A 23,238-nucleotide genomic window follows, 5' to 3' on the forward strand; every position below is an offset into this window, starting at 1 on the left:
GGCCTTTTTCGTTGGTGCCCTTAGGCGCTGGATAATCGCGCCATGCCTCAATCCGCGTACACGCCCGCCTTGCGAATCACTCCGCCCCACTTGTCGACTTCAGACTTCAGCCACGTCTGCAGGCCCTCAGGCGTCTGCTTGGCTTCGGGCACGATTTCGGCGCCCAGCTCGGCCATCTTCTGCGTGAAAGCCGGATCCTTCAGTGCGGCGCGCAGCGCGGCGTTGAACTTGTTGATGGCCTCGGGCGGCGTGCCCTTGGGGGCGTAGACGCCGTGCCATACCTTGACTTCGAAATCCTTCAGGCCGCCTTCTTGCAGGGTGGGCGCGTCGGGCAGGGTCTTGATGCGTTCCTGGGTCGTGACGCCGTACAGCTTGACGCGTTCGGCCTTGATCTGCGGGATGGTCTGCGTGGTCTGGTCGCACAGCACGTCCACCTGGCCGCCCAGCAGCGCCGTCATGGCGGGCGCGGTGCCCGCGTAGGGCACGGTCGTGAACTGCACGCCCAGCGACTCCTGCAGCAGCATGCCGCACAGCTGCGACACGGCGCCCAGGCCGGCATTGGCCAGGTTGATCTTGTTGCCGTTTTCCTTGGCGTACTTGATGAAGTTGGCCATGCCGTCGGCCGGCAGATCCTTGCGGCCCAGCAGGGTCATGGGCACGTCGGCGACCTGGCCGACATAGGCGAAGTCGGTCAGCGGATTGAACGACAGCTTGCGATACAGCGCGGGCGCCGTGGCCATGCCATTGTGGTGGATCAGGAAGGTGTAGCCGTCGGGCGCGGCGCGTGCCACGTGTTGCGAGGCCAGCGTGCCGCCCGCGCCGGTGCGGTTTTCGATGACGACGCTCTGGCCCAGCGTCTTGGCCATGGAGGCGCCCAGGCTGCGGGCAACGACGTCGGTGGGACCGCCCGCGGCAAACGGCACGACCAGTGAAATCGGGTGATTCGGGTAGGCTCCTTGCGCGCCGGCGTTGCCAACAGCCAGGCAGGACAGGGCCAGCACGGGCCAGGCTGCGCGTTTGATCGTGCGCGCGTATCGGTGGGACATGTCTCGCTCCTTGTAGTGTCTTTGGCCCGCGATGCCGCGCATGGCGGGCAGGCATCGGCAGTGTGGCGCGACAAGGGCGAGGTTGGGAATTCGCGGTTTCGCAAGCCGGGCTTCGGCGTGCGGAAAGGAGGGTTTACGTGGACTTGCCCGCAGAAGCGATAAGAAGCGTGCGTGTAGCGCCTCGGATGGGCAGGGTCTCACTTGGGGCCGGGCCGGTGCGAACTGCGCGCACGGGTTCCCGACTGCGCCCGCGCCGGGCCATCACGGCTCCGGGATGTTTTCCCGGAAGATCACCTGCAGCCGCGGCAGGTAGGTGGGTTCGGGCGCGCCCTTGACGGCCGCCACCAGCAGCTTGACGATCTCGCGCGCCTCGACGCGCGGGTTCTGGTCGATCACGGCGTCCATGGTGCGATCGAGCAGCAGGCGGCGCGTGGCCTCGGTGAGGTCGTGACCGACGAAGACGATGCGAGACGCAGAGGACGCCTTGCTCGGCCGGGCCGCGTCAGGCCCCGCGTCGGCCGCCCATGCTTCAACCGGCCGCGCCTCCTTCAGCGCCCGCGCGATGCCTTGATTGCCGGCGCCGATGTTGTAGATCGCGTGCGGCGGGTCCTTGCGCAGCAAATTCTGCGTGACGGCAAAGGCGCGGTCGCGGTCGTCGCCGATCTCAAGAATGTGGGCGATGCGCAGGTGCGGAAACTCTTCGCTCAGCAGCGACCGAAAGCCCATCTCCCGCTCTTCGTGGCCGCGATAGGCCAGTGATCCGACGAACACGGCGACCTTCCGTTCGGTGTGCTGCGGCAGAAACCGGCCCAGCAACAGCGCGGCCAGACGGCCCGCGGCGCGGTTGTCGATGCCCACGTACCCCAGGCGCGCCGAGATCGGAATGTCCGACACCAGGGTGCTTACGTGCACGCCGCTGTCGCGCAGCGCCATGATGGCGTCGCGCACCTGGGGATGGTCCAGTCCGACCAGGCCAACGGCCTGCGTCTGTTCGCGCAGCTCGTAGAGCTTTTTTGCGAGCTTGTTGGCATCGAACCCCTCGATCAGATGCAGGCGGGCCTGCACATCGGGGCGGGTGGCGGCTTCTTCGAGCAGGTGCCGGCCCAACGCGGTCATGAAGCTGTTGGTACCGGCGGGCAAAACGAAATCGACCCTGACGTCCTGACTGGCGGCCTCGGCGCCCGGGACGAAGTAGCCCAGGCGATTGGCAATCGCCAGCACGCGGTCGCGGGTCTTGCCGCGCACGCCGTCGCGGTCGTTCAGTACCCGGTCCACGGTGGCGGTGGACATACCGGCTTCGCGGGCAATGAGGGAAATGGTGGGGCGCATGCGGGATCGGGCTCTCAAGACACCATCAGGACGATGGCGGCGCGGCCATCATAAGCCATCATTTGCAATCATTCGAGATCAAAAAGGTAACGCCGCTGCCCTATGCGCGCCTTCTGCCTTTACCCCTGATTGTTTTGATGTGAATATCGCGGCTCAATACATCAAACACCGCACGGTAGGGTGCCAGGCAGTCGACAGGGCACACCAGGCCGGCAGGAGGAGACCATGTCGCACCCTACCTTGGTGCCCGACCCGCCCGTCCGGGAACGGCGCTTTCGCATCGGCTGCATCGGCGCCGGCATGATCATGGCCGAATGCCATCTGGCCGCCTACCAGCAAGCCGGCTTCACGGTGGCGGCGATTGCGTCGCGTACCCGCAGCAAAGCGGCCGCGGTCGCCGAACGCTACGGCATCCCGCGTGTGCACGAGGATCCGCTGGCCCTGATCGCCGATCCGCAGATCGAGATCGTGGACATCGCGTATCCGCCCGACCTGCAGCCCGCGCTGATTCGCGCCGCATTGGCCGCCCCGCACGTGCGCGGCGTGCTGGCGCAAAAGCCCCTCGCCCTCTCGCTGGAGGAAGCCCGCGCCTTGCGCGACGAGGCGCGCGCCGCCGGCAAGATCCTGTCGGTCAACCAGAACATGCGCTACGACCAGTCGATGCGCACGCTCAAGCAGCTGCTCGACCAGGGCGTGCTGGGCACGCCAGTGTTCGCGCAGATCGACATGCACGCGATCCCGCACTGGCAGGATTTCTTGCGCGGCTATGACCGGCTGACGCTCTCGAACATGAGCGTTCATCACCTCGATGCCCTGCGCTACCTGTTTGGCGAACCCACCGAGATCACCAGCATCACCCGCCCCGACCCGCGCACCGAGTTCGCGCATCGGGATGGGCTGGTCTGCACCACGCTGCGATTTGGCAACGGCCTGCTCGCGCTGTCGCTCGAAGACGTGTGGTCCGGCCCGCGGGCCGACGGATACCCCGACGACCAGCACATCCGCTGGCGCGTGGAAGGCACCGAGGGCGTGGCGCGCGGCACCATCGGCTGGCCCACCGGCGAGCCGTCGACCCTGAGCTACGCCTCGCGCGCGGCCCAAGGCCATACCGACGGCCGATGGGTGACGCCCACGTGGGACACGATGTGGTTTCCGCATGCCTTCATTGGCGTGATGGAGCAGTTGCAGTACGCGCTGGCCAGCGGCACCGAGCCTGCGTTGAGCGTGACCGACAACGTACGCACGATGGCGCTGGTCGAGGCCGCGTATACGTCAATCGCCGAAGGCCGCACGGTACGGCTGCCGGCTGTTGAATAACCAGACAGAAAAACAGACGGAGACAACCATCATGATCCAGACCGGAATCTTCTCGGGCTACTTTCCCTATGAGCTGGAGCGCACCGCCAAGGTGATCCGCTCGCACGGCTTCAACACCGTGCAGCTGGACCTGCATTTCAAGGACATGGAGCTCGGTCCGGGGCAGCTGACCGCGCAGAAATGCACGCAGATCCGCGACACGTTCCGCAACTATGACCTGCCGGTGTCCTGCATCTCGGCCTATACCAACATCGTTCATCCCGACCCCGCCGAGCGCCAGCGCCGTAACGGCTATCTCAAGGAAATCCTCACGCACGCGCGCCAGCTGGGTTCGCCTTACGTGATCTCGGAAACGGGCACGTTCGACACCGAAAGCGACTGGGTGCATCACCCCAAGAACAAGACCGAGGAAGGCTGGGACCAGTGCCGCGCGGTGATCGCCGAGCTGTCGCAACACGCCTATGACCATGGCGCGGTGTTCCTGCTGGAGACCTACGTGAACAACGTGGTGGGATCAGTCGAGGAGACGCTGCGCATGTTTGCCGAGGTGGATCACCCGGGCCTGGGCCTCCTGATGGATCCGACGAACTACTTCGAAGCGCACAACATCGACCAGATGGACCGAACGCTCAATCAGGTGTTCGACGCGCTCTCGGACAAGATCTGCATCGCGCATGCCAAGGACGTGAAGCGTTCGGGCGATGACAAGTCGGAAAAGCACAGCGATATCGGTGACGAGGGCGCGGCCGAAAGCCATACGTTCCGTGGGGTCGGCGAGATCGAGCTGCCCGCGCCGGGCCTGGGCGCGCTCAACTACGACCTGTACTTGCAGCGCCTGGCAAAGAAGCACCCCAACATTCCCATCATCATCGAACACCTGACCGAAGACGACGTGCCGCGCGCCAAGCAATTCCTCGACGAGCGGCTGCGCGCGAACGGTCTGTAGGCCGGCGCCGCACGCAAGCCAGGCGCACCGCGAAGCCATCCTTGAACGCGGCCCGCGGCGCGCCGCTCGAACACGATTCTGAACACCGACACCGGCAGACGCGCGCCCGCGCATCTGCCAGGGAGAACTCATGCCTGATATTTACGGAACCTGGATGACGCGCCGCGACGTAGAGGCGCGCACCGGACAGCTTGCGCAGTTTGCCGGCGTACGCCTGATGACGCTGGACGACGGGCTGGAGCGCGGTATCCGCATGCTGGAGTTCCGCAGCGGCACGGGCCTGCGTTTCACGGTGCTGGTGGATCGTGCGATGGACATCGCTGATTGCGAATACCGCGGTTTTGCCATGGGATGGCAATCGCCCTCGGGCTTTCGCCATCCCGGACTGCATGACTACGAAGGCGAGGGCGGGCTGGGCTGGATGCGCTCGTTTTCGGGACTCATGGTCACCTGCGGGCTGGACCACATCCTGTTCATGTACGACGCGCCGGCCGACAACTATGTGTATGGCCCCCGCAAGACGGCCAAGCAATCCATCCACGGCCGCGTCGGCACCATTCCCGCGCGGCTGACCGGCTACGGCGAACGCTGGGACGGCGATCGCTGCGTGCTGTGGGCCGAAGGGGTCGTGAGCCAGGGCACTGTCTTTGGCGAGCATCTGGAGCTGCACCGCCGCATCGAGATCGAGGTGGGCACCAACGACATCAAGCTGTCGGACCGTGTGGTGAATCGCGGCTTTTACCGCACGCCCCATATGCTCTGCTATCACATCAACCTGGGGTATCCGGTGCTGGACGCCGGTTCGCGCTATCTGGCGCCGATCCGCGAGGTGGTGTGGGCCGCGCACGAGCAGGACTACCGCAAGCAGGGCGTGGGCTATCGCCGCATGCCGGCGCCGCAGCTGGGCTTTCATGAGCAGGTGTGGCAGCACGAGATGGCGGCCGGGGCCGACGGCAGCGTGCCGGTCGCTCTGGTGAACGATGCGCTGGGCCTCGGGATGCAGGTCAGCACCTACAAGCATCAATTCCCCTGCCAGTATCAATGGCAGAACCTGCAATCGGGCCAGTACGCGATGGGCATCGAACCGTCCACCAACCATGTGCTGGGCCAGGGCGCGGCGCGCGAGCGCAACGAGCTCATCTGGCTGGAGCATGGCGAGGAGCGCTGCTACGACACCACGTTCAGCGTGCTGGGCTCGGCCGCCGACATCGCAGCCTGCGAAGCACGCATCCGCGCGATCGCGGAGCAGCCCGAGACCGACTATCCGCCGTTGTCGGGTCGCTTTGCGCCCATCGCGGGGCGCACATGAACGCGCGCTTCTCCTTGCAAGGCCGCCGTGTTCTGTACACGGGCGCGGCGGGCGGCTTTGGCGTGGACACCACGGTCGCGCTGCTGCAAGCGGGCGCCCATGTGATCGCGCTGGATAACCACGCCGGGCATATCGATCGCCTGCGCAGCACCGTGCCGGCGCAGCTTGCCGGACAGCTTCAGATCCTGCAGGCAGACCTTGCCGACGCCAGCGCGCTGCAAGCGCATCTTGAGCGGCTGACCGGGGAGGGCACGATCGACGTGGTCATCAACAACGCGGCCATCTATCCCTCGCGCCCGTTCGAGGAATACAGCGATGCCGAGCTGGCGCGCGTGCACCGCGTGAACGTGGAGGCCGCCGTGCAGATCGTGCGCGCGGCGCTGCCGGGCATGCGCGAGCAGCAATGGGGCCGCGTGATCAATATCTCGTCGATCACGCTGTCGGGCGGGTGGGAAAACCTGCTGCCCTACGTGCAGTCCAAAGGCGCGATGGTGGGCGTCACGCGCGCCTTCGCCCGCGAGTTTGGCAAGTGGGGCATCACGGTCAACGCCATTTCGCCGGGCGCGTTCCCGACCGACGCCGAGAAGATCCATCCCGATCCCGAGGGCTACAACCGCATGGTGCTCGAACGCCAGTCGGTCAAGCGCCGCGGGCACGCCGGCGACATCGCCGCGGCCATCGTTTTCCTGGCCTCGGACGAGGCGGGTTTCATTTCCGGACAGACGCTGGCGGTGGACGGCGGCTGGGTCATGCATTGAAAGGCGCATCGGCGCCACGCAGAGGGTAGAAGCAATGAGCATTCTTTCTGGCTACAAGGTTCTGGACTGTTCCATCGCCATGGCGGGGCCGTTCGCGGCGCAGCGCCTGGGCGACCTGGGCGCCGACGTGATCAAGATCGAGCCGCCCACCGGCGAATGGCAGCGGCACGCGCCCGCCGGCGGCATCACGGGCAACAAGATCAACGTGTCCTTTCTTTCGCTGAACCGCAACAAGCGTTCGCTGGCGATCGATCTGAAGAGCGCCGGCGGCAAGGAGATCATCCAGAAGCTCGCGGCGCAGGCCGATGTGTTCATCCAGAACTACCGGCCGGGTGTCGCCGGCCGCCTGGGCGTGGACTACGAGACTTTGTCGGCCCTGAATCCGCGTCTCATCTATGTGTCGATGTCAGGTTTCGGCGAAGATGGCCCCTACGCCACACGCCCTGGGCAGGATCTGCTGCTGCAGGCGATGTCGGGCGCGATGCTGTCGTCGGGCCGGGCCGGCGAGGCGCCGCGCGCGGCGGGCCAGTATGTGGTCGACGCCGTCACCGCGTATTGCGCGTTCGAAGGCGTGCTGGCCGCGCTGCTGCACCGAGAGCGCACTGGCGAAGGCCAGAAGGTCGAGGTCAACATGCTGGATGCCATCACCACGATCCAGATGCAGGAGCTCTCGGTGTACACGGTGGGGCACAAACCGCAGGTGCGCAGTGCCGAGCCGCATGCCCACGTGTACATCCGCGCGCCCTATGGCACCTTTGCGACCAGCGACGGCTATCTGGCGCTGGCCATGCCCGACATGAAGGTGCTGGCGCGCGTGACCGAAGAGCCGCGCCTGGCGGACTACGCCGGCGAGCGCGACGGTTGGGAAAAGCGCGACGAGATCTACGCGCTGGTGCGCGACACGTTGGCCCGCGCCTCGACCGCCGACTGGTTCGCCAAGCTGGACGCCGCCGGCATCTGGTGCAGCCCCGTGTATGGCTACGCCGATCTGGTCGACGATCCGCAGATCGCGCACAACGGCACGTTCGTCGAATACGAGCATCCGACCGAAGGCCGGATCAAGACGCCGGGCTTTCCGATCCGCTTTTCCAAGACCCCTAGCCAAGTGGTGCGCGGCGCGCCGCTTACCGGTCAGCACACCGACGAAGTGCTCCGCGACTTCGGCTTCAATGCCGACGAGATCGCCGCGCATGCGGCCTCGGGCGCGGTGCTGCCAGGGGCCTCGGAATGAGCGAGCGCGCGTTGCCCTATCGCGGCCTGACCTGGGATCACCCGCGCGGCTACAACGCCCTGCACGCGGCCACCGCTCACACGCCGCTGGTGCACTGGGACAAGCAATCGCTCGAGGGTTTCGAGTCGGCGCCCATTGCCGAACTCTGCGCCCGCTATGACCTGGTGGTGCTGGATCACCCTCATCTTGGCGAAGCCCTGGCGCACGATTGCCTGCAAGCGCTGGACACCGTGTTCGCGCCCGACGAGCTGGCGCGGATCGCGCGCGACAGCATCGGGCTGTCGTACGACAGTTATCGCATGGCCGGCCGCCAATGGGCGCTGCCGCTGGACGCCGCCACGCAGGTGATGGCCACGCGCGCCGATCGGTTGGACGGCCCCGTGCCGCGCACCTGGCATGAGGTGCTGACACTGTCACAACGCAGCGGCTCGGTCGCGCTCAGCTGGGGTGGACCGCATCCGTTTCTGTCGCTGCTGTCGATCGCCGCCGCGCTCGCGCCCGATACGGATCTGCGGCCGCACGGCGCCTGGCACGACGAGGCGACGCTCGCCGACGCATGCGACGTGCTTGCCGAACTGGCGCGGCGCACGCCCGCGCACGCCTTGGCTTACAACCCGATCGCGCTGCTGGGCCACATGAGCGCGCGCGACGACATCACGCTCTGCCCGCTGGTCTATGGCTACGTGAACTACGCCACTTCCGCGGTCGCCAAGCCGCTCACGTTCCGCGACGCGCCCCAGGCCGACGCTGGCCGGCCTGGATCGATCCTGGGCGGGACCGGCATTGCGATATCGCGGCGCTGCATCGTGGGCCCAGAGTTGCGCGCGCACCTGTTGTGGTTGCTGGCAGCCGACACCCAAAGCCGCTTCATCCCGCAGCACGAGGGCCAGCCCAGCCATCGCGGCAGCTGGGCCGATGCAGACGTGAACGCGGCCAGCGGCAACTTCTATGCCAACACGGCCCGCACATTGGAAGCGGCCTCGATCCGGCCGCGGCACGACGGCTACATCGCCTTCCAGAGCGAGGCCTCGCAGTTCCTGCGCGACGGCGTTGCCGCCCGCGCACCCTCCCACACCTTGGCGCGCGGCCTGACCCAGCGCTTTCAGGCCAGTCTGGCCGCCGCCTCCCCGCACACCGCTGCATAAGGATTTCGACATGAGCGCACTCGTCAATCTCAGTATCGATGGCCATGTCGCCATCATCGAACTCAACCGTCCCGAGAAGCTGAACGCGATGACGCCCGAGATGGCCGACCTGCTGATCGCGGCGGTGGAGCAATGCAATAGCGACGCGCAGGTGCGCGCGGTGATCCTGACCGGCGCGGGTCCCAAGTCCTTCTGCGCCGGCTCGGACATCACCGAGCTGGACCGCTACGCCACGCCCTGGGATTTTCGCAACCGGCTCGATTACTGCGACTGCGTTCGCATGTTGAAGAAGCCCACCGTGGCCGCGATCAACGGTTATACGTTCGGCGGTGGCCTGGAGATGGCATTGGCCTGCGATATCCGCATCGCCTCCGACAACGCGCGCCTGGGCGCGCCCGAGATCAAGCTGGGATGGATTGGCGGCGGCGGCATGACCGCGCAGCTCGTCCATGCGATCGGCCCGAGCAATGCCGCCCTGATGGTGCTGACGGGCGATCCCATCCGCGCCGAGCAGGCGCTGGCCTGGGGGTTGGTGAGCGAGGTGGTGCCGCAGGAGCAGCTGCGCGAGCGCGCGCAGGCGCTTGCCGCCACCATCGCCTCGCGCGCGCCCATTGCGGCCGAGACGGCCCGCGTCAATCTGCGCGCCGCGCTGTCGATGCCGCTGGAAAAGGCCGTGGAATACGAGCGCGATCTGCAGGCGATCTGCTTTGCCACCGCCGACGCCAAGGAAGGCCGCAAGGCATTCGAAGAAAAGCGCGCGCCGAAGTTCGAGCGGCGCTGACGCGGGGGGCGCCGTCCAGCGCGGCGCCGCAACCCGATCAGTTGGGCTGGTCCTTGCCCGGGTCTTCGGCCAGCACCTGCGGTGTCACATAGGCGCTGCGCGCCGCATCGGCCGGCTCCATGCGCAGGGGCTGGTGCACCCGCGACGGCGGCACCAGCGAGCCCGGCGCGTCGGGGTTGGTCCACAGCGGATCGGGGATCTCGGCAAAGACCTGGCGCAGGCGTTCGCCCCAGGTGCCGCGGATCATGCGGAAATACTCGTTGTGCTCGTCGATGCTGGCAAAGTGCGTGACGCGCAGCGAATTGGCGTCGTACACCAGCAGGTCCAGCGGCAGGCCCACCGAGATGTTCGAACGCAGTGTGGAATCCATCGAGATCAAGGCGCACTTGGCGGCTTCATCCAGCGAGGTGTCCGGTTGCAGCACGCGGTCCAGGATGGGCTTGCCGTACTTGGCCTCGCCGATCTGGAAGTACGGGCATTCCTGGCCCGCCTCGATGAAGTTGCCGGCCGAATACACCTGGAACAAGCGGCATTGCTCCATGCCGATCTGCCCGCCGAAGATCATGCTGACGTTGAAGTCGACACCCTGTTCGTGCAGGGCGGCGGCCTCGCTGTGATAGACCTCGCGCACCGCCGCGCCCACCAGGCGCGTGGCCGTGAACATGTCGGGCGCGTTCCAGAGGGTGTCGGCGCCTTCCTCGCGCTGGCGGGTCAGCACGTTCAGCACGGCCTGGCTGACCGCCAGGTTGCCGGAGGTCATCAGGACCATGACGCGCTCGCCCGGCCGCTCGAAAACGGTCATCTTGCGAAAGACACTGATCTGGTCGACCCCGGCATTGGTGCGGGAGTCGGAAAGAAACACCAGGCCGGCGTCCAGGCGGGCAGCTACACAGTAGGTCATGATCGGAAAGAGGGAAAAGCCACCCCGCATTGTATTGCGGCGGGGCGGGGCGGATGTTACGGCCTACTGCTGCGCGCCGGCCTGGACCTGGACACTGATTTCCATGGACTCCTCGCCGCCGCCGGTGCGCACCCCCCGCACGGGCGAGGCCGAGTCGTAATCCCGGCCCACGGCCAGCCGGCAATGGCATTCCGAGGCGAACTGGCTGTTCGTGATGTCCACGCTGGTCCAGCCCAGGTCGGGCAGCCAGACGTCGGCCCAGGCGTGGCTGGCCGCGTGCTCGGCCGTGGTGTACAGGTAGCCGCTGACATAGCGTGCGGGCACGTTCAGGCCGCGCACGCACGCGAGGAACAGGTGGGCGTGGTCCTGGCATACGCCATGGCCCAACGCCAGCACCTGGTTGGCGGCGGTGGTGACGTCCGTGGTGCCGGGCTCGTACGCCACGCGCCCGTGGATGGCGCCCGCCAGCGTCAGGATGTCGTCCGACGTCGACAGTCCGTTGGGCAGCACCGCGCGCGCGAACGCAAGAACCGTCTCGTCCGCCTGCGTCAGCCGCGTCTGCACGCAATAGGCATGCACCGGCAGCCGGCTGTCCTCGCCGCCCAGCACGCCGCGCACCAACGGCGCCACCAGCACCTGGCCGGACACGCGCAGCTCGATGTCGCTGTGCGGCTGGTTCAACGTCAGCGTGTGCGTGATGTTGCCGTAGGCGTCGACCTGCTTGTCCAGCTCGCCCGGCGCCTCGATGTTCCAGCGCAGAACACGCTGGTGTTCGTCGTCGCGCGGCGTCAGGCGCAGGGTCTGGATGCTGTAGTTGACCGGCGCGGTGTAGCGGTAATGCGTGACGTGCGTGATGATCTGCTTCATGGCTGTCTCCGTGTTATGCCGACAGCGGCACCAGGAAGTCCTGGCTGATCCGGTTGCCCAGGTCGTTGATGCGGTCCAGGAACCGGTCCAGGTACCGGTGCAGTCCGCTCGCCAGGATGTCCTCGACGCGGCCGTACTGCAGCTCAGCACACAACATGCCCGCGCGGCGCTCGGTCTCGGTCGAGCGCTGGTTCGCCACGCGCGCCAGGTCGTCGGCCACCGCCCGCATCGAGGCCAGCAGCGACCGCGGCATGTCGCCATGCAGGATCAGCAGTTCGGCCACGCGGTCGGGGGTAATGACGTCACGGTACACCTTGCGGTAGATCTCCAGGCCGGACACGGAGCTGAGCAGCGCCGACCAGCGGTAGAACTCGCTTTGCACGGCTGCGGCGCTGGCCGGTTCCGCGCGGCTCTCCTGCGCGCCCGCGCTGCTGCGTTCGTGGAACTTCACGTCCAGCATGCGGGCGGTGTTGTCGGCGCGCTCCAGGTGCATGCCGATGCGCATGAAGTACAGCGCCTCGTCTTCCAGCATGGTGCCGATCGTGACGCCGCGCGCCAGGTGCGAACGGAACTTGACCCACTCGAAGAATTCGCCCGGATTGCGTTCCAGCAGCCCCGTGTGCAGATGCTTGAGCAGTTCGAGCCACGTCGTGTTGTAGGTTTCCCAGACTTCCGTCGTGAGGCTGCCGCGCACGGCGCGCGCGTTTTCGCGGGCGGCGCGCATGCACGAATAGATCGACGAGGAATTCTCCGGGTCGCGCACCATGTATTCCAGCACGTCGTGCGGCGAGATCGACGCGTACTTGCTCTGATACAGCCCCTGCAATTCGGAGATGCGCAGCACGCCCAGCCACGAGCCTTCTCGCGTATGCGTGTCCTGCGGCAGCAGCGACATCTGCAGGTTCACGTCCAGCATGCGGGCGGTGTTTTCGGCGCGCTCGGTGTAGCGGCACATCCAGAACAGGTTGTCGGCGGTTCGGCTCAGCATGATCAGTCCTCCAGCACCCAGGTGTCCTTCGTGCCGCCGCCCTGGCTGCTGTTGACCACCAGCGAGCCCTCGGTCAGCGCCACGCGGCACAGGCCGCCCGGCACGGTGCGGATCTCCTTGCCGCACAGCACGTACGGCCGCAGATCCACGTGGCGCGGCGCGACGCCCGATTCCACGTAGGTGGGCGTGGTCGACAGCGCCAGCGTGGGCTGTGCGATGTAGTTGGCGGGATTGGCACGCACGCGGTCCCGGAACGATTCCACCTCGGCGCGCGAGGCGGAAGGCCCCACCAGCATCCCGTATCCGCCCGCGCCATGCACTTCCTTGACGACCAGGTCCTGCATGTTGGCCAGCACGTGCGACAGCTCGTCCGGCCGGCCGCAGCGCCAGGTCGGTACGTTCGACAGGATGGGTTCCTCGCCCAGATAGAAGCGGATCATGTCGGGCACATAGAGATACGTGGACTTGTCGTCGGCGATGCCGGTGCCGATCGCGTTGGCGAGCGTGACGCGTCCGGCGCGATACACCGACAAGAGGCCCGGCACGCCCAGCGCGGAGTCGGCGCGAAAGGACAGCGGATCGAGAAAATCGTCGTCCAGCCGGCGGTAGATCACGTCGACCTTGCGCGGCCCGCGCGTGGTGCGCATGTAGACGGTGTTCTGCTCGACGAACAGGTCCTGGCCTTCCACCAGTTCCACGCCCATCTGCTGGGCCAGGAAGGCGTGCTCGAAGTAGGCCGAGTTGTACATGCCCGGCGTCAGCACCACCACGGTGGGATCGTCGCCGCCGTGCGGCGCGACCTCGCGCAGGTTGTCCAGCAGCAGGTCGGGGTAGTGCGCGACGGGTTCGACCTTGATTCGGCCGAACGCGTCGGGCATGAGCCGCATCGACATCTTGCGGTTCTCCAGCATGTACGACACGCCCGACGGCACGCGCAGGTTGTCCTCCAGCACATAGAATTCACCGGCGCCCGCCCGCACGAGGTCCACGCCGGCGATGTGGCAGTAGATGTCCTCGGCAACATCGACGTCCTGCATCTCCGGACGGTATTGCGCGTTCAGGAAGACCTGCTCGGCCGGCACGATGCCCGCGCGCACGATGTCGTGGCCGTGATAGATGTCGCGGATGAACAGGTTCAGTGCGCGCACGCGCTGTTTGAGGCCGGCTTCCAGGTGGCGCCATTCCTCGGCGGGAATGATGCGCGGGATGAGGTCGAAAGGGATCAGGCGCTCGGTGCCGGCGGCGTCGCCCGCGACCGAGAATGTGATGCCGACGCGGCGAAAGCTCAGGTCGGCCTCCAGCCGGCGCACGGACATGGCTTCGTCCGTCTGCTCGTTGTGCCAGCGCTCGAACGCCTGGTAGTGGGAGCGGATGCGGTTCTCGCCATCGCGCATTTCGTCGTAGGCGGATGGACGGGCGGGTAGGTCCTTCATGGCTCCTCCGTGCAGATGCTTGCGGCCGCTTGCACGCGGCCGTCATCCGGCCGTGGCCGGCCGGTCAAGGTGTACAAGCAACCCGCATGCCAGCTTTGGCGGCAGACGGGGCGACACTGCATCAATATGCGCTGCGGGCGGGGGAAATGCCATCCCCGGGGCGGACGACGGCGTAATCCGGGGACGGGAGGCCGCCAGGGGGCGAAGGCGGCTGGAGCGCTGCCCGGGCGCGCGCACCAAGCTGGTGCGTCACGCCGGACGAAACTGGTGCGTCAGCGGGGACGCGTCAATTCATGCGATAGGAATGCAGTACCGATCCGCTTTTGCCGCCTTGCTCCAGCGGCGCGTGCGGCACCCAGCCGTCCTGCGTCAGCACCGCGTCCAGCCGGACATCGTGTGCTGCGGGGACATATCCCGGGTCCAGCTCGCCGCAGCTCCAGGCGATGCCGATGGCGGTGAAGGGGTGGCCGCGGTCGCGCAGCGCGGCCAGGGTGCGGTCGTAATAGCCGCCGCCATAGCCCAGGCGGTCGCCGAGTTCGGTGTAGCCCAGCGTGGGCACCAGCACCACGTCGGGCAAGAGTTCCGGACCGGCCACGGGTTCCTGGATGCCGTAGGGGCCTGCGCGCAGCTCGGCCTCGGGCGTCCAGGGCAGAAAGGCGAGCGGCGCGTTGCGCTCGCGCACGACCGGCAGCGCCACCGTCATGCCGGCCTCGCTCCATTGCGTCAGGAGCGGGCGCAGATCGGGCTCATCGGCCATGGGCCAGAAGGCGGCGACAGTGGTGGGTGCCGGATTGCCGGCCTGCACGGCTTGGTCGCGGGCCACATTCAGCCAGGTGAAAAGGCGTGCGCGCATGAGCAAAGCGCCCCGGCTGCGCTGGTCTTCAGGCATTTCGGTGCGCAATTTCCGCAATCGCGTGCGGTGGACTGCGGTATCCTCTGGAGTATTTTGCGTAGTCATGCGGTGGCTGTAACCGGGGGGTTGAATATGAAGGCAAACATGCTGAAGACGAACATGCGTATGCTCAGCATGCGGGTGCGTCGCGAGACAGGCGCCCGGCAGCCCCCACGGTATCAGAATTCCTCGTTGCAAGCCGCCGACGCCCGCGCCGGGCTGCGCCGCTTGCTGCCGCTGGTGGCGCTTTTCACGGCTGCCTGTGCGCCCGTCGATGCGCAGCAGCGCAGCGCCGCCGTCAATCCCCAGCCTCAGCCCGCCGTGCAGGCGGCCCAGCCGATGATCGCCGTGCCTCCCGTGGTGCTGGCGGGCCTGCCGCCGACCGCGGAAACACCCGCGCTGGCCGCCGTGGTCGCCGCCCGCGAAGCCATGAACCGCAAGCAGTGGTCGGTGCTGGGCGCCCTGGTGCCGCAGGCCAAGGGCGACCCGCTGGGCATGTATCCGGAATACTGGCTGCTGCGCTATCAGCTCTGGACGCCGCCCGCGTCGGGCCGGCCCGTGGCGGCGCTGCAGCAGTTCATCAACAGCAATGGCGACGCCTACCTGGCCGACCGCCTGCGCGGCGACTGGCTGCTCGCCGCCGCCCGCAGCGGCGACTTCGAAACGGTGCGCAAGCTGGCGCCCGTGAAAAACAGCAACGCGCAGATCGAATGCGCCATCCTGGACGGCAAGCACATGACCGGCCAGCGCGCCACGGCCGCGCAGGCAATGGCCGTGTTCTCGCCCGGCAGCGCATGCTGGGCGCTGTACGACCAGCTCGTGGCCGACGGCATCCTGGGCTGGGAGCAACTCGAGCCGCAGCTGCGCGACGCCATCGAGGCCAACAAGACCACCGATGCGCGCAAGTTCGTGCAGTACATGTTCGAACCGCGCGACGTGAAGACCTACGACGTCATCATGAAAGACCCCATGAAGTGGCTGACGCGGCAGGACCGCATGCCCGTGGGTCGCAACGAAAAGGAACTGGTCACGATCGCGCTGGCCCGCCTGGCGCGCTCGGACGTCAGCGTCGCCGACTCCTACCTGCGCCGGGAATGGGCCAAGTCGATGTCCAAGTCGAACCTGGCCTGGGTGCGCGGCCAGTACGCGCTGACCGCCGCGCTGGGCCTGGACAGCCGGGCGAACGATTGGTACCGCGAGGCGGGCCATATCCGCATGACCGAATACAACGCCGCCTGGAAGGTGCGCGCCGCGTTGCGCCAGCCGAAAATCGACTGGAAGTGGGTCATCGAATCCATCGACGAAATGCCGCCTTCGCAACAGGCCGAGACGGTCTGGGTGTACTGGAAGGCCCGCGGGCAGGCCGCGACGGGCAATAAAGACAAGGCGCAGGCCGCCTACGCCAGCATCGCCGACCGCTTTGATTTCTACGGCCAGCTGGCTGCGGAAGAGCTTGGCCGCCGTATCAATGTGCCACCGCGCCCCGCGCCCATCAGCGACCGCGAGATCGCCGAGGCCCGCGCCAATCCGGGCCTGCAACGCGCCGTGCTGCTGTTCCGCCTGGGCTGGCGCGCCGAAGCCGTGCCCGAGTGGAACTTCACGCTGCGCGGCATGAGCGACCGCCAGCTGTTGGCCGCCGCCGAGCTGGCCCGCGCCGAGAACATCTACGACCGCGTGGTCAACACGTCGGACCGCACCGAAAAGGAATTCGACTTCAGCCAGCGCTTCATCGCGCCGTTCGAGGGCCGCGTCACCGCCAAGGCCAACGCCATCGCGCTGGATCCGGCCTGGGTGTACGGGCTGATCCGCCAGGAATCGCGCTTCATCATGGATGCGCGCTCGCACGTGGGCGCCTCGGGGCTGATGCAGCTCATGCCCGCCACGGCCAAGTGGGTGGCCGGCAAGATCGGCATGAGCGACTTCACGCCGGCCAGCGTCAACGATTTCGACACCAATACCGTACTCGGCACGAACTACCTGAACATTGTGCTGCGCGATTTGAACGGCTCGCAGATGCTGGCCAGCGCCGGTTACAACGCGGGTCCGGGCCGGCCGCGCAATTGGCGTTCGACGTTCACGCATCCCGTCGAAGGCGCCATCTTTGCCGAGACCATTCCGTTCACCGAAACCCGCATCTACGTCAAGAACGTGATGTCCAACGCCACGTATTACGCGGCCATGTTCACCGGCCAGCCGCAATCGCTGAAGGAGCGCCTGGGCAACGTCGTGCCGGCAGGCACCGAAACCGCCGCCGCGCCATGACGCGCGATCCGGCGACCGAAGGCCTGCGCGCCTATATCGTTGGCGGCGCGGTGCGAGATGCGCTGCTCGGCCTGCCGCACGGCGATCACGATTGGGTCGTGGTGGGCGCCACGCCTGAAGACATGACCGGCCGCGGCTTCATCCCCGTCGGCGGCGATTTTCCCGTCTTCCTGCACCCCCGCACCAAAGAGGAATACGCCCTGGCGCGCACCGAACGCAAGTCGGGGCGCGGCTACAAGGGCTTCACCTTCTACACGGGCGCGGACGTCACGCTGGAGGACGACCTGCGCCGGCGCGACCTGACGGTAAATGCCATTGCCCAGGACGAAGACGGCCGGCTCGTCGACCCGCTGGGCGGCGTGGACGACCTGCGCGCCCGGGTCTTTCGTCATGTGGGCGATGCGTTCGAAGAGGATCCCGTACGCATCCTGCGCCTCGCCCGCTTTGCCGCGCGGTTCGGCGATTTCAGCATCGCGCCGGAAACGATGGCGCTGTGCCGCCGCATGGTCGAGGCCGGCGAGGCCGATGCGCTGGTGGCCGAACGCGTCTGGAAGGAATTGTCGCGCGGCCTGATGGCGCAGGCGCCTTCGCGCATGCTGGGCGTGCTGAACGAATCCGGCGCGCTGGCGCGCGTAATGCCCGAATTGCAGGGCGTGGACGAAGTGGCTGCGCAGTTGGATCGCGCCGCGCGGCAGGGCTTGCCGCTGCCAAGCCGCTATGCGCTGATGTGCCGCCTGACGCCCCAGCGTGAAGCGCTGGGACGGCGGATGCGCGTGCCCACGGAATGCAACGACTACGCGCGGCTCTTGCCTGAAGTCCTCGACGCATTGGGTGCGCAGGATGGCATGCCGGATGGCCCGGGCAGGGCCGATGCGCAGTTGGCGCTGATGGAGCGCGCTGATGCCTTGCGCAAGCCGGAACGCTTTTTTGAACTGTTGGATGCCGCGGCCGTGTTGCGCGCGGTGGACCTTCCCGCGTGGCAATCGCGGGTGGCGGCGGTGCGGGGCGTGGATGCGGGCGCCATCGCCAAGGCTTGCGCGGGCGAGCCGGCGCGCATCAAGGAAAGCGTGCGCCAGGCGCGCCTGGCGCGTCTGGTCGACTTGCAGGCCGTCTGATCCGGGTTCCGCGCTACAACTTGCCCAGCCGGTCGCCGCGCGAGAACCCGCTCAACGGCGCCGTCATGCCGCGGCCGACGGCCAGCACCTTGAACAACTCGCCCATCTCCGCCTCCGACAGCAGCTTCTGCACGGGCGCCACCGCCTGCGCGTAGGCCTGCGCATCGGACGGATCCAGTCCGGCCAGCAGGTCCATGAGGCCCGCGTTCATCAGGAAGCGCGCCTGCGACGTGTAGCCCAGCACCTGCATTCCCGCCGCCAGCGCCGCGTCCGCCATCGCGGTGAAATCCACGTGCGCCGTGATGTCCTGCAGGCCCGGCGCGGTGAACGGGTCGCCGTGCGCGTGGTGCCGCAGGTGGCACATCAGCGTGCCGCCCGCGCGCTGCGGGTGGTAGTACTCGCTGCGCGGAAAGCCGTAGTCCACCAGCAGCGCCGCGCCGCGTTCCAGCCAGCTGCCCATCGCCGCGATCCACGCCTCGCCCTGCAGATTGATTTCCGACACGTAGCCCGGCAGCGCCGGCATGCGCACCGCGACCGCGGCCGCCAGGGTGGCCGGGGCGGGGCGATCTTCCCAGGTGAAACCGCCGTCGGCATCCACCGCCACGCCGCGTTCCAGCACCTGGCCGGCGTCGCTCCAGACAAAAAGGGAAACCGGCATTGCGTCCAGCACTTCGTTGGCCAGCACGCATCCGGAAAACGCGTGAGGCAGGGCGTCCAGCCATTGCACCCGGTCACCGAAGGGCGCCAGCCGTTCGGCCTGGCGCGCGCGCAGGTCCGCCGACACTTCCAGAATCAGATAGCGCGTGTCGGACAGCCCCAACGCGTCCAGTTCGCGAAGCACGCCTTCGGCGAGCGCGCCGGTGCCGGCCCCGAATTCCAGCACGGCGCGCGTGTCCGTCTGGCGCAGCACCTCGGCCGCCTGGCGCGCCAGCGTGCGCGAGAACAGCGGCGTGAGCTGCGGCGCGGTCACGAAGTCGCCGGCGGGTGTCGTGCCGCCGTCGTCGGCATCGGCCAGCTTGACGTTGCCCGCCGCGTAATAGCCCAGTCCTGGCGCGTACAGGGCCTCGGCCATCCAGTGATCGAACGGCAGCCAGCCGCCGCTCGCCGCGATGGCGGCGCGCAGGTGGGCGGCCGTGGCGTCGCTGTGTTCGCGCGCGGGTGGGGACAGGGGCGGAAGATTGGCGGGGGCGGGGCGTTGCATGGGCGGAAGGTACGGGGCAAACCGGCATTTTCCCAAAAAAAAACCCCGCAGCATCGCCGCGGGGCTTTTTTCGGATCAGACGGGCAGATTAGCCGCGGCGATCGGTCGACTTGGTGAAACGCTTGGCGGGACCGCCGGGGCGCTTGTCGAACGAGGGCTTGCCACGGAAGCCGCCTTCGGGACGGTCGCCGCCACGGAAGCCGCCTTCGCGCTGGGGACGGTCACCGAAGCTGGGACGGTCGCCAAAGCTGGGGCGCGCGTCGCGATCGCCACCGCGGAAACCGCCTTCACGGGGGGCGCGCTCGCTGAACGGACGGGCGTCGCGCTGGGGACGGTCGCCGTAGCTGGGGCGGTCGCCAAAGCTGGGACGCGAATCGCGGTCGCCGCCACGGAAGCCGCCTTCACGCTGGGGACGGTCGCCGAAGGGGCGATTGCCCTGGTAGCCGCCTTCGCGCTGCGGACGATCGCCGAAGCTGGGGCGGTCGCCAAACGAACGCTGCGGGCGGTCGCCGAACGGACGGTCTTCAAAGGAACGGTTGCCCTGGTAGCCGCCGTCGCGCGGCTTGAACTCGCCACGCGGGCCGCCGAAGGAACGGCCTTCACGCGGGGCGCCATCGCGGGCGCCGTCGCGGGCGCCGGCAAAGCCGCCCGACCCATGACGCGAACCGCCGAAGCCGCCGGGACGCTTGCCGAAAGGCTTGCCAAAGGGCTTGCCGCCGCCGCCACCGGTGGACGGACGCGGGGTGCGCTTGGGTTCCAGACCGGCGATCACTTCAGGCGTGATCGACTGGCCAATGTAGTGCTCGATGCGGCGGACCTTGTGGCGCTCGGAATGCGTGGCCAGCGTGAACGCCAGGCCGCTGCGGCCGGCGCGGCCCGTACGGCCGATGCGGTGGACGTAGTCTTCAGCCTGCATCGGCAGGTCGAAGTTGACGGCGTGGCTGATGCCTTGCACGTCGATGCCGCGGGCGGCCACGTCGGTGGCCACCAGGATGCGCAGCTGGCCGCGTTGCAGTTGCGACAGCGTGCGGGTGCGCTGGCGCTGGTTCATGTCGCCGTGCAGGGCGGCGGCGGCAAAGCCCTGGTCGGCCAGGCGGTCGGCCAGGTCGTCCGCGCCGCGCTTGGTCGACGTGAAGACGATGGCCTGATCCAGCGAGGCGTCGCGCAGCACGTGGTCCAGCAGCTGCATCTTGTGGCTGGCGTCGTCCGCGTACAGCAGGCTTTGCGTGATGTTGGTGTGCTTTTCCTTGGCGCCGGCGATCTCGATGCGCTGCGGCTCGCGCATCATGCGCGCGGCCAGCTTGGCAACGGTGCCGTCCAGGGTGGCCGAGAACAGCAGCGTCTGGCGCTCTTGCGGCAGGCGCTCGATGATGGTCTCGATATCTTCGATGAAGCCCATGTCCAGCATGCGGTCGGCTTCATCCAGCACCAGGGTGTGCACGGTGTTGAGCTTGACGCGGCCCGATTGCAGGTGATCGATCAGGCGGCCGGGGGTGGCGACCAGCACGTCGACGCGGCGCGACAGCGCCTTCAGTTGCGCGCCGTAGGGCATGCCGCCCACGACGGTCGCGGTGCGCAGGTCGGCCAGCTTGCGGCCATACGTGGCGGTGGCTTCCGTGACTTGCAGGGCCAGTTCGCGGGTCGGGGTCAGCACCAGCACTTGCACGCCGACGCCCTTGTTGGCGGGCATCTGGGCAATGCGGTGCAGGGCGGGCAGCATGAAGGCCGCGGTCTTGCCGCTGCCGGTCTGCGAGGATACCATCAGGTCATGGCCGGCCAGCGCTTGCGGAATGGCGGCGGCTTGAACGGTGGTGGGGGTGGTGAAGCCAGCTTCTTGAACGGCCGACAACAGGGCGGGCGCGAGACCCAGGGTTTCGAAAGACATTACTTTCCCTTGCCGCAATCAATGCGACGCAGTGCTTGGTCGGGCCAGGGGATTAGGCGGCCGGATCCAGGCGACGGTTGATGGAGCATCGTGCCGACCGGATCAACCATGCGCGTGGCGCGTTCTCTTGTACTGATGGAACGCAGGGCGAAAGGAAAGGGGTCAGGAATCGATGATAGTTCGGCATGAGGCCGGGGGTTGGTTTCCCGGCGGACTGCAAAAAATTCCGCTAAATCAAGGCGGTAAATGCCGAACTCGTTTTGTGCAGTGCGGCGATCATAACCTGAATTCACCCTGCAAGGGAATTATTTTTTTGTCCAGCCCCCAATCAATAGGGTTTTTCCCTTGGTTTTCCAGCCACGCGTTGGTGGCCCGGAAATGACCGCAGCCCAGGAACGGCACCGGGGGGCGCCGGGCGGACAGCGGGGAGGGGTGGTTGGACATCAGCACCAGATGGCCGCTGTCGGGCGGCAGCAACAGCCGCTTGGCCTGGGCGTGGGCGCCCCACAGCATGAACACCTTGGGCGACGGATCGCGCGCGACGAGCTTGATGAGGGCATCGGTCACCGTTTCCCAGCCGCGTTTGGCGTGCGAGGCGGGCTGGCCGTCTTCCACGGTGAGCGCCGTGTTCAACAGCAGCACGCCCTGCTCGGCCCAGGCGGTGAGGTCATTGCCCGCCGGAACGCCCAGGTCCGGATAGTCGCGCGCAATCTCGTTGAAGATGTTGCGCAGGCTGGGGGGGCGCTTGCAGTCGTCCGGCACCGAGAACGCCAGCCCCTGCGCCTGGCCGGGGCCGTGGTAGGGGTCCTGGCCCAGGATCACGACCCGTACGTCCGAGGGCGCCAGGCCTTGCAGGGCGCGAAAGGGCGTGGCGGGGTACACCACGGCGCCCTGCGCCAGGCGCGCTTCGACATGGCTGGTCGCGGCGGCAAGGGCTGCGGCCACGGCGGGGTCGGCGGACAGGGCTGCCTGCCAGGCGGCAGGCAGTTGCCCGGCCTGCGTGGCCAGGGCGTTGGGTGTAAGGCGGTTGTCGGTCGGCATGGGCGCGATTTTGGCATATCCGCCCGGTCAGCCCGACCGGCGCCGCCCGCCCGTTCAGACCGGCCAGCCGGCCTGCCGGTGTGCCGAGTCCCAGAACATCCATTCCAGTTGGGCGGCGTGCGTGTAGGCCTGGTGCATCGCTTCCACGGTCTGCGGCGAGGCGGTTTGGGCGGCCCGGTCCACGGTGGCGATCACCGCGCGGACCAGCGCGTGAAAGTCATCGCCGGCGTAGGTGTCGATCCAGGCGGCGTACGGATTGGGCCGAACGGCGCGCGCGTGGATGTCGCGCCCGATCTCCGCGTAGATCCAGAAGCAGGGGAGCAGGGCAGCCAGGGCGACCGGATAGGGTGCGCTCCAGGCGGTGGCGATGAGGAAGCTGGTGTAGTGATGGCTCGCCGGCGTCAGCGGCGTGGCCTCGAACGTGGCCGCGTCGATGCCGAACTGCTGCATGAAACCGGCATGCAGGCTGCGTTCGGCCACGACGGCGCCCTTGGCGGCTTCGGCAAACTGCACGACCCCGTCTGCGTCGTCGGCCTTGGCGGCGGCAATGGCCAGCGCGCGTCCAAACGCGACCAGATAGTGCGCGTCCTGGATCATGTAGTGCTTGAACGCATCCTCGGCAAGCTGGCCGCTGGCCAGTTCGCGGTTGAACGGCATGTCGCGCGTCTTTTCATAGAGCGCGGCGTTGCGGGTCCAGGCGTCGGAGCTGAAAGACATGGAATTCCTCTTAGGCGTCGCCTCGCGCGCGCGTGGATGCGCGGCGCCGGCGGGGCATAAGCGTAACAAGACAG

At 67.5% G+C, this 23,238-nt stretch carries 20 protein-coding genes; 9 read left to right on the forward strand and 11 right to left on the reverse strand.

Annotation, left to right across the window (positions count from 1 at the left end):
• Positions 1 to 47: 47 nt before the first annotated feature.
• Complete coding sequence (locus FBY20_RS12165; protein WP_142052358.1) at positions 48 to 1,046, reverse strand: tripartite tricarboxylate transporter substrate-binding protein; 999 nt, start codon at positions 1,044 to 1,046, stop codon at positions 48 to 50.
• Between the two features lie 261 nt (positions 1,047 to 1,307).
• Positions 1,308 to 2,375 (reverse strand): LacI family DNA-binding transcriptional regulator, encoded by a 1,068-nt coding sequence (locus FBY20_RS12170; RefSeq protein WP_142052360.1) that lies wholly within the window; start codon positions 2,373 to 2,375, stop codon positions 1,308 to 1,310.
• A gap of 225 nt (positions 2,376 to 2,600) precedes the next feature.
• Here FBY20_RS12170 and FBY20_RS12175 point away from each other — a divergent pair, with 225 nt between their 5' ends.
• The 7 genes from FBY20_RS12175 (at position 2,601) to FBY20_RS12205 (ending at position 9,862) form a co-directional block, all read left to right on the forward strand.
• Entirely contained in the window at positions 2,601 to 3,692 is a 1,092-nt protein-coding gene (locus FBY20_RS12175) for a Gfo/Idh/MocA family protein (RefSeq protein WP_142052363.1), read from the forward strand.
• Between the two features lie 31 nt (positions 3,693 to 3,723).
• Positions 3,724 to 4,638, forward strand: coding sequence for a sugar phosphate isomerase/epimerase (locus FBY20_RS12180; protein WP_056327319.1), 915 nt, complete (start codon positions 3,724 to 3,726; stop codon positions 4,636 to 4,638).
• A 130-nt stretch (positions 4,639 to 4,768) separates the two neighbouring features.
• Positions 4,769 to 5,947 carry an aldose 1-epimerase family protein gene (locus FBY20_RS12185; RefSeq protein WP_056327320.1) on the forward strand — a complete coding sequence of 393 codons (1,179 nt, stop codon included), beginning with the start codon at positions 4,769 to 4,771 and terminating at the stop codon, positions 5,945 to 5,947.
• The gene (locus FBY20_RS12190; RefSeq protein ID WP_056327323.1) at positions 5,944 to 6,705 is read left to right on the forward strand and encodes an SDR family NAD(P)-dependent oxidoreductase; all 762 of its coding nucleotides are present in this window, start codon (positions 5,944 to 5,946) and stop codon (positions 6,703 to 6,705) included. The genes FBY20_RS12185 and FBY20_RS12190 overlap by 4 nt, the downstream gene beginning before the upstream one ends.
• Positions 6,706 to 6,739: 34 nt before the next feature.
• Positions 6,740 to 7,936, forward strand: a complete 1,197-nt coding sequence (locus FBY20_RS12195; protein ID WP_142052366.1) for a CaiB/BaiF CoA-transferase family protein — start codon at positions 6,740 to 6,742, stop codon at positions 7,934 to 7,936.
• On the forward strand, positions 7,933 to 9,081 hold the full coding sequence (locus tag FBY20_RS12200) for a hypothetical protein (RefSeq protein ID WP_056327327.1): 1,149 nt from the start codon (positions 7,933 to 7,935) through the stop codon (positions 9,079 to 9,081). The genes FBY20_RS12195 and FBY20_RS12200 overlap by 4 nt, the downstream gene beginning before the upstream one ends.
• A 10-nt stretch (positions 9,082 to 9,091) precedes the next feature.
• Positions 9,092 to 9,862 (forward strand): enoyl-CoA hydratase/isomerase family protein, encoded by a 771-nt coding sequence (locus FBY20_RS12205; RefSeq protein WP_142052369.1) that lies wholly within the window; start codon positions 9,092 to 9,094, stop codon positions 9,860 to 9,862.
• 37 nt (positions 9,863 to 9,899) lie between these two features.
• Here FBY20_RS12205 and FBY20_RS12210 read toward each other — a convergent pair whose 3' ends face one another.
• From FBY20_RS12210 to FBY20_RS12230, 5 genes are all read right to left on the reverse strand, one after another.
• Entirely contained in the window at positions 9,900 to 10,763 is an 864-nt protein-coding gene (locus tag FBY20_RS12210) for a proteasome-type protease (RefSeq protein WP_056327404.1), read from the reverse strand.
• 63 nt (positions 10,764 to 10,826) lie between these two features.
• Complete coding sequence (locus FBY20_RS12215) at positions 10,827 to 11,630, reverse strand: transglutaminase family protein (RefSeq protein WP_142052372.1); 804 nt, start codon at positions 11,628 to 11,630, stop codon at positions 10,827 to 10,829.
• A 13-nt stretch (positions 11,631 to 11,643) separates the two neighbouring features.
• Positions 11,644 to 12,618 (reverse strand): alpha-E domain-containing protein, encoded by a 975-nt coding sequence (locus FBY20_RS12220; protein WP_056327334.1) that lies wholly within the window; start codon positions 12,616 to 12,618, stop codon positions 11,644 to 11,646.
• 2 nt (positions 12,619 to 12,620) lie between these two features.
• A complete protein-coding gene (locus FBY20_RS12225; RefSeq protein ID WP_056327336.1) occupies positions 12,621 to 14,051 on the reverse strand; it encodes a circularly permuted type 2 ATP-grasp protein in 1,431 nt (476 codons plus the stop codon).
• 286 nt (positions 14,052 to 14,337) lie between these two features.
• Positions 14,338 to 15,009: a 5-formyltetrahydrofolate cyclo-ligase gene (locus FBY20_RS12230; RefSeq protein ID WP_056327339.1), complete on the reverse strand. Its 672-nt coding sequence runs from the start codon at positions 15,007 to 15,009 to the stop codon at positions 14,338 to 14,340.
• A gap of 69 nt (positions 15,010 to 15,078) precedes the next feature.
• On the opposite strand from FBY20_RS12230, the gene FBY20_RS12235 reads away from it, so the two are divergent.
• The gene (locus FBY20_RS12235; protein WP_142055916.1) at positions 15,079 to 17,205 is read left to right on the forward strand and encodes a lytic transglycosylase domain-containing protein; all 2,127 of its coding nucleotides are present in this window, start codon (positions 15,079 to 15,081) and stop codon (positions 17,203 to 17,205) included.
• Positions 17,202 to 18,320 carry a CCA tRNA nucleotidyltransferase gene (locus FBY20_RS12240; protein ID WP_142052375.1) on the forward strand — a complete coding sequence of 373 codons (1,119 nt, stop codon included), beginning with the start codon at positions 17,202 to 17,204 and terminating at the stop codon, positions 18,318 to 18,320. Before FBY20_RS12235 ends, FBY20_RS12240 begins: the two co-directional genes overlap by 4 nt.
• Before the next feature lie 13 nt (positions 18,321 to 18,333).
• Here the strand turns inward: FBY20_RS12240 and FBY20_RS12245 are convergent, their stop codons facing one another.
• From FBY20_RS12245 to tenA, 4 genes are all read right to left on the reverse strand, one after another.
• Entirely contained in the window at positions 18,334 to 19,521 is a 1,188-nt protein-coding gene (locus tag FBY20_RS12245) for a class I SAM-dependent methyltransferase (protein WP_142052378.1), read from the reverse strand.
• A gap of 88 nt (positions 19,522 to 19,609) precedes the next feature.
• Positions 19,610 to 21,406 (reverse strand): DEAD/DEAH box helicase, encoded by a 1,797-nt coding sequence (locus FBY20_RS12250; RefSeq protein ID WP_142052381.1) that lies wholly within the window; start codon positions 21,404 to 21,406, stop codon positions 19,610 to 19,612.
• Between the two features lie 276 nt (positions 21,407 to 21,682).
• Entirely contained in the window at positions 21,683 to 22,447 is a 765-nt protein-coding gene (locus tag FBY20_RS12255; RefSeq protein WP_062838909.1) for a uracil-DNA glycosylase, read from the reverse strand.
• 54 nt (positions 22,448 to 22,501) lie between these two features.
• Positions 22,502 to 23,164, reverse strand: coding sequence for a thiaminase II (gene tenA / locus FBY20_RS12260; protein WP_142052384.1), 663 nt, complete (start codon positions 23,162 to 23,164; stop codon positions 22,502 to 22,504).
• Between the last annotated feature and the right edge of the window lie 74 nt (positions 23,165 to 23,238).

This window comes from Achromobacter sp. SLBN-14 (genome assembly GCF_006715415.1).
GTDB lineage: Bacteria > Pseudomonadota > Gammaproteobacteria > Burkholderiales > Burkholderiaceae_B > Achromobacter > Achromobacter mucicolens.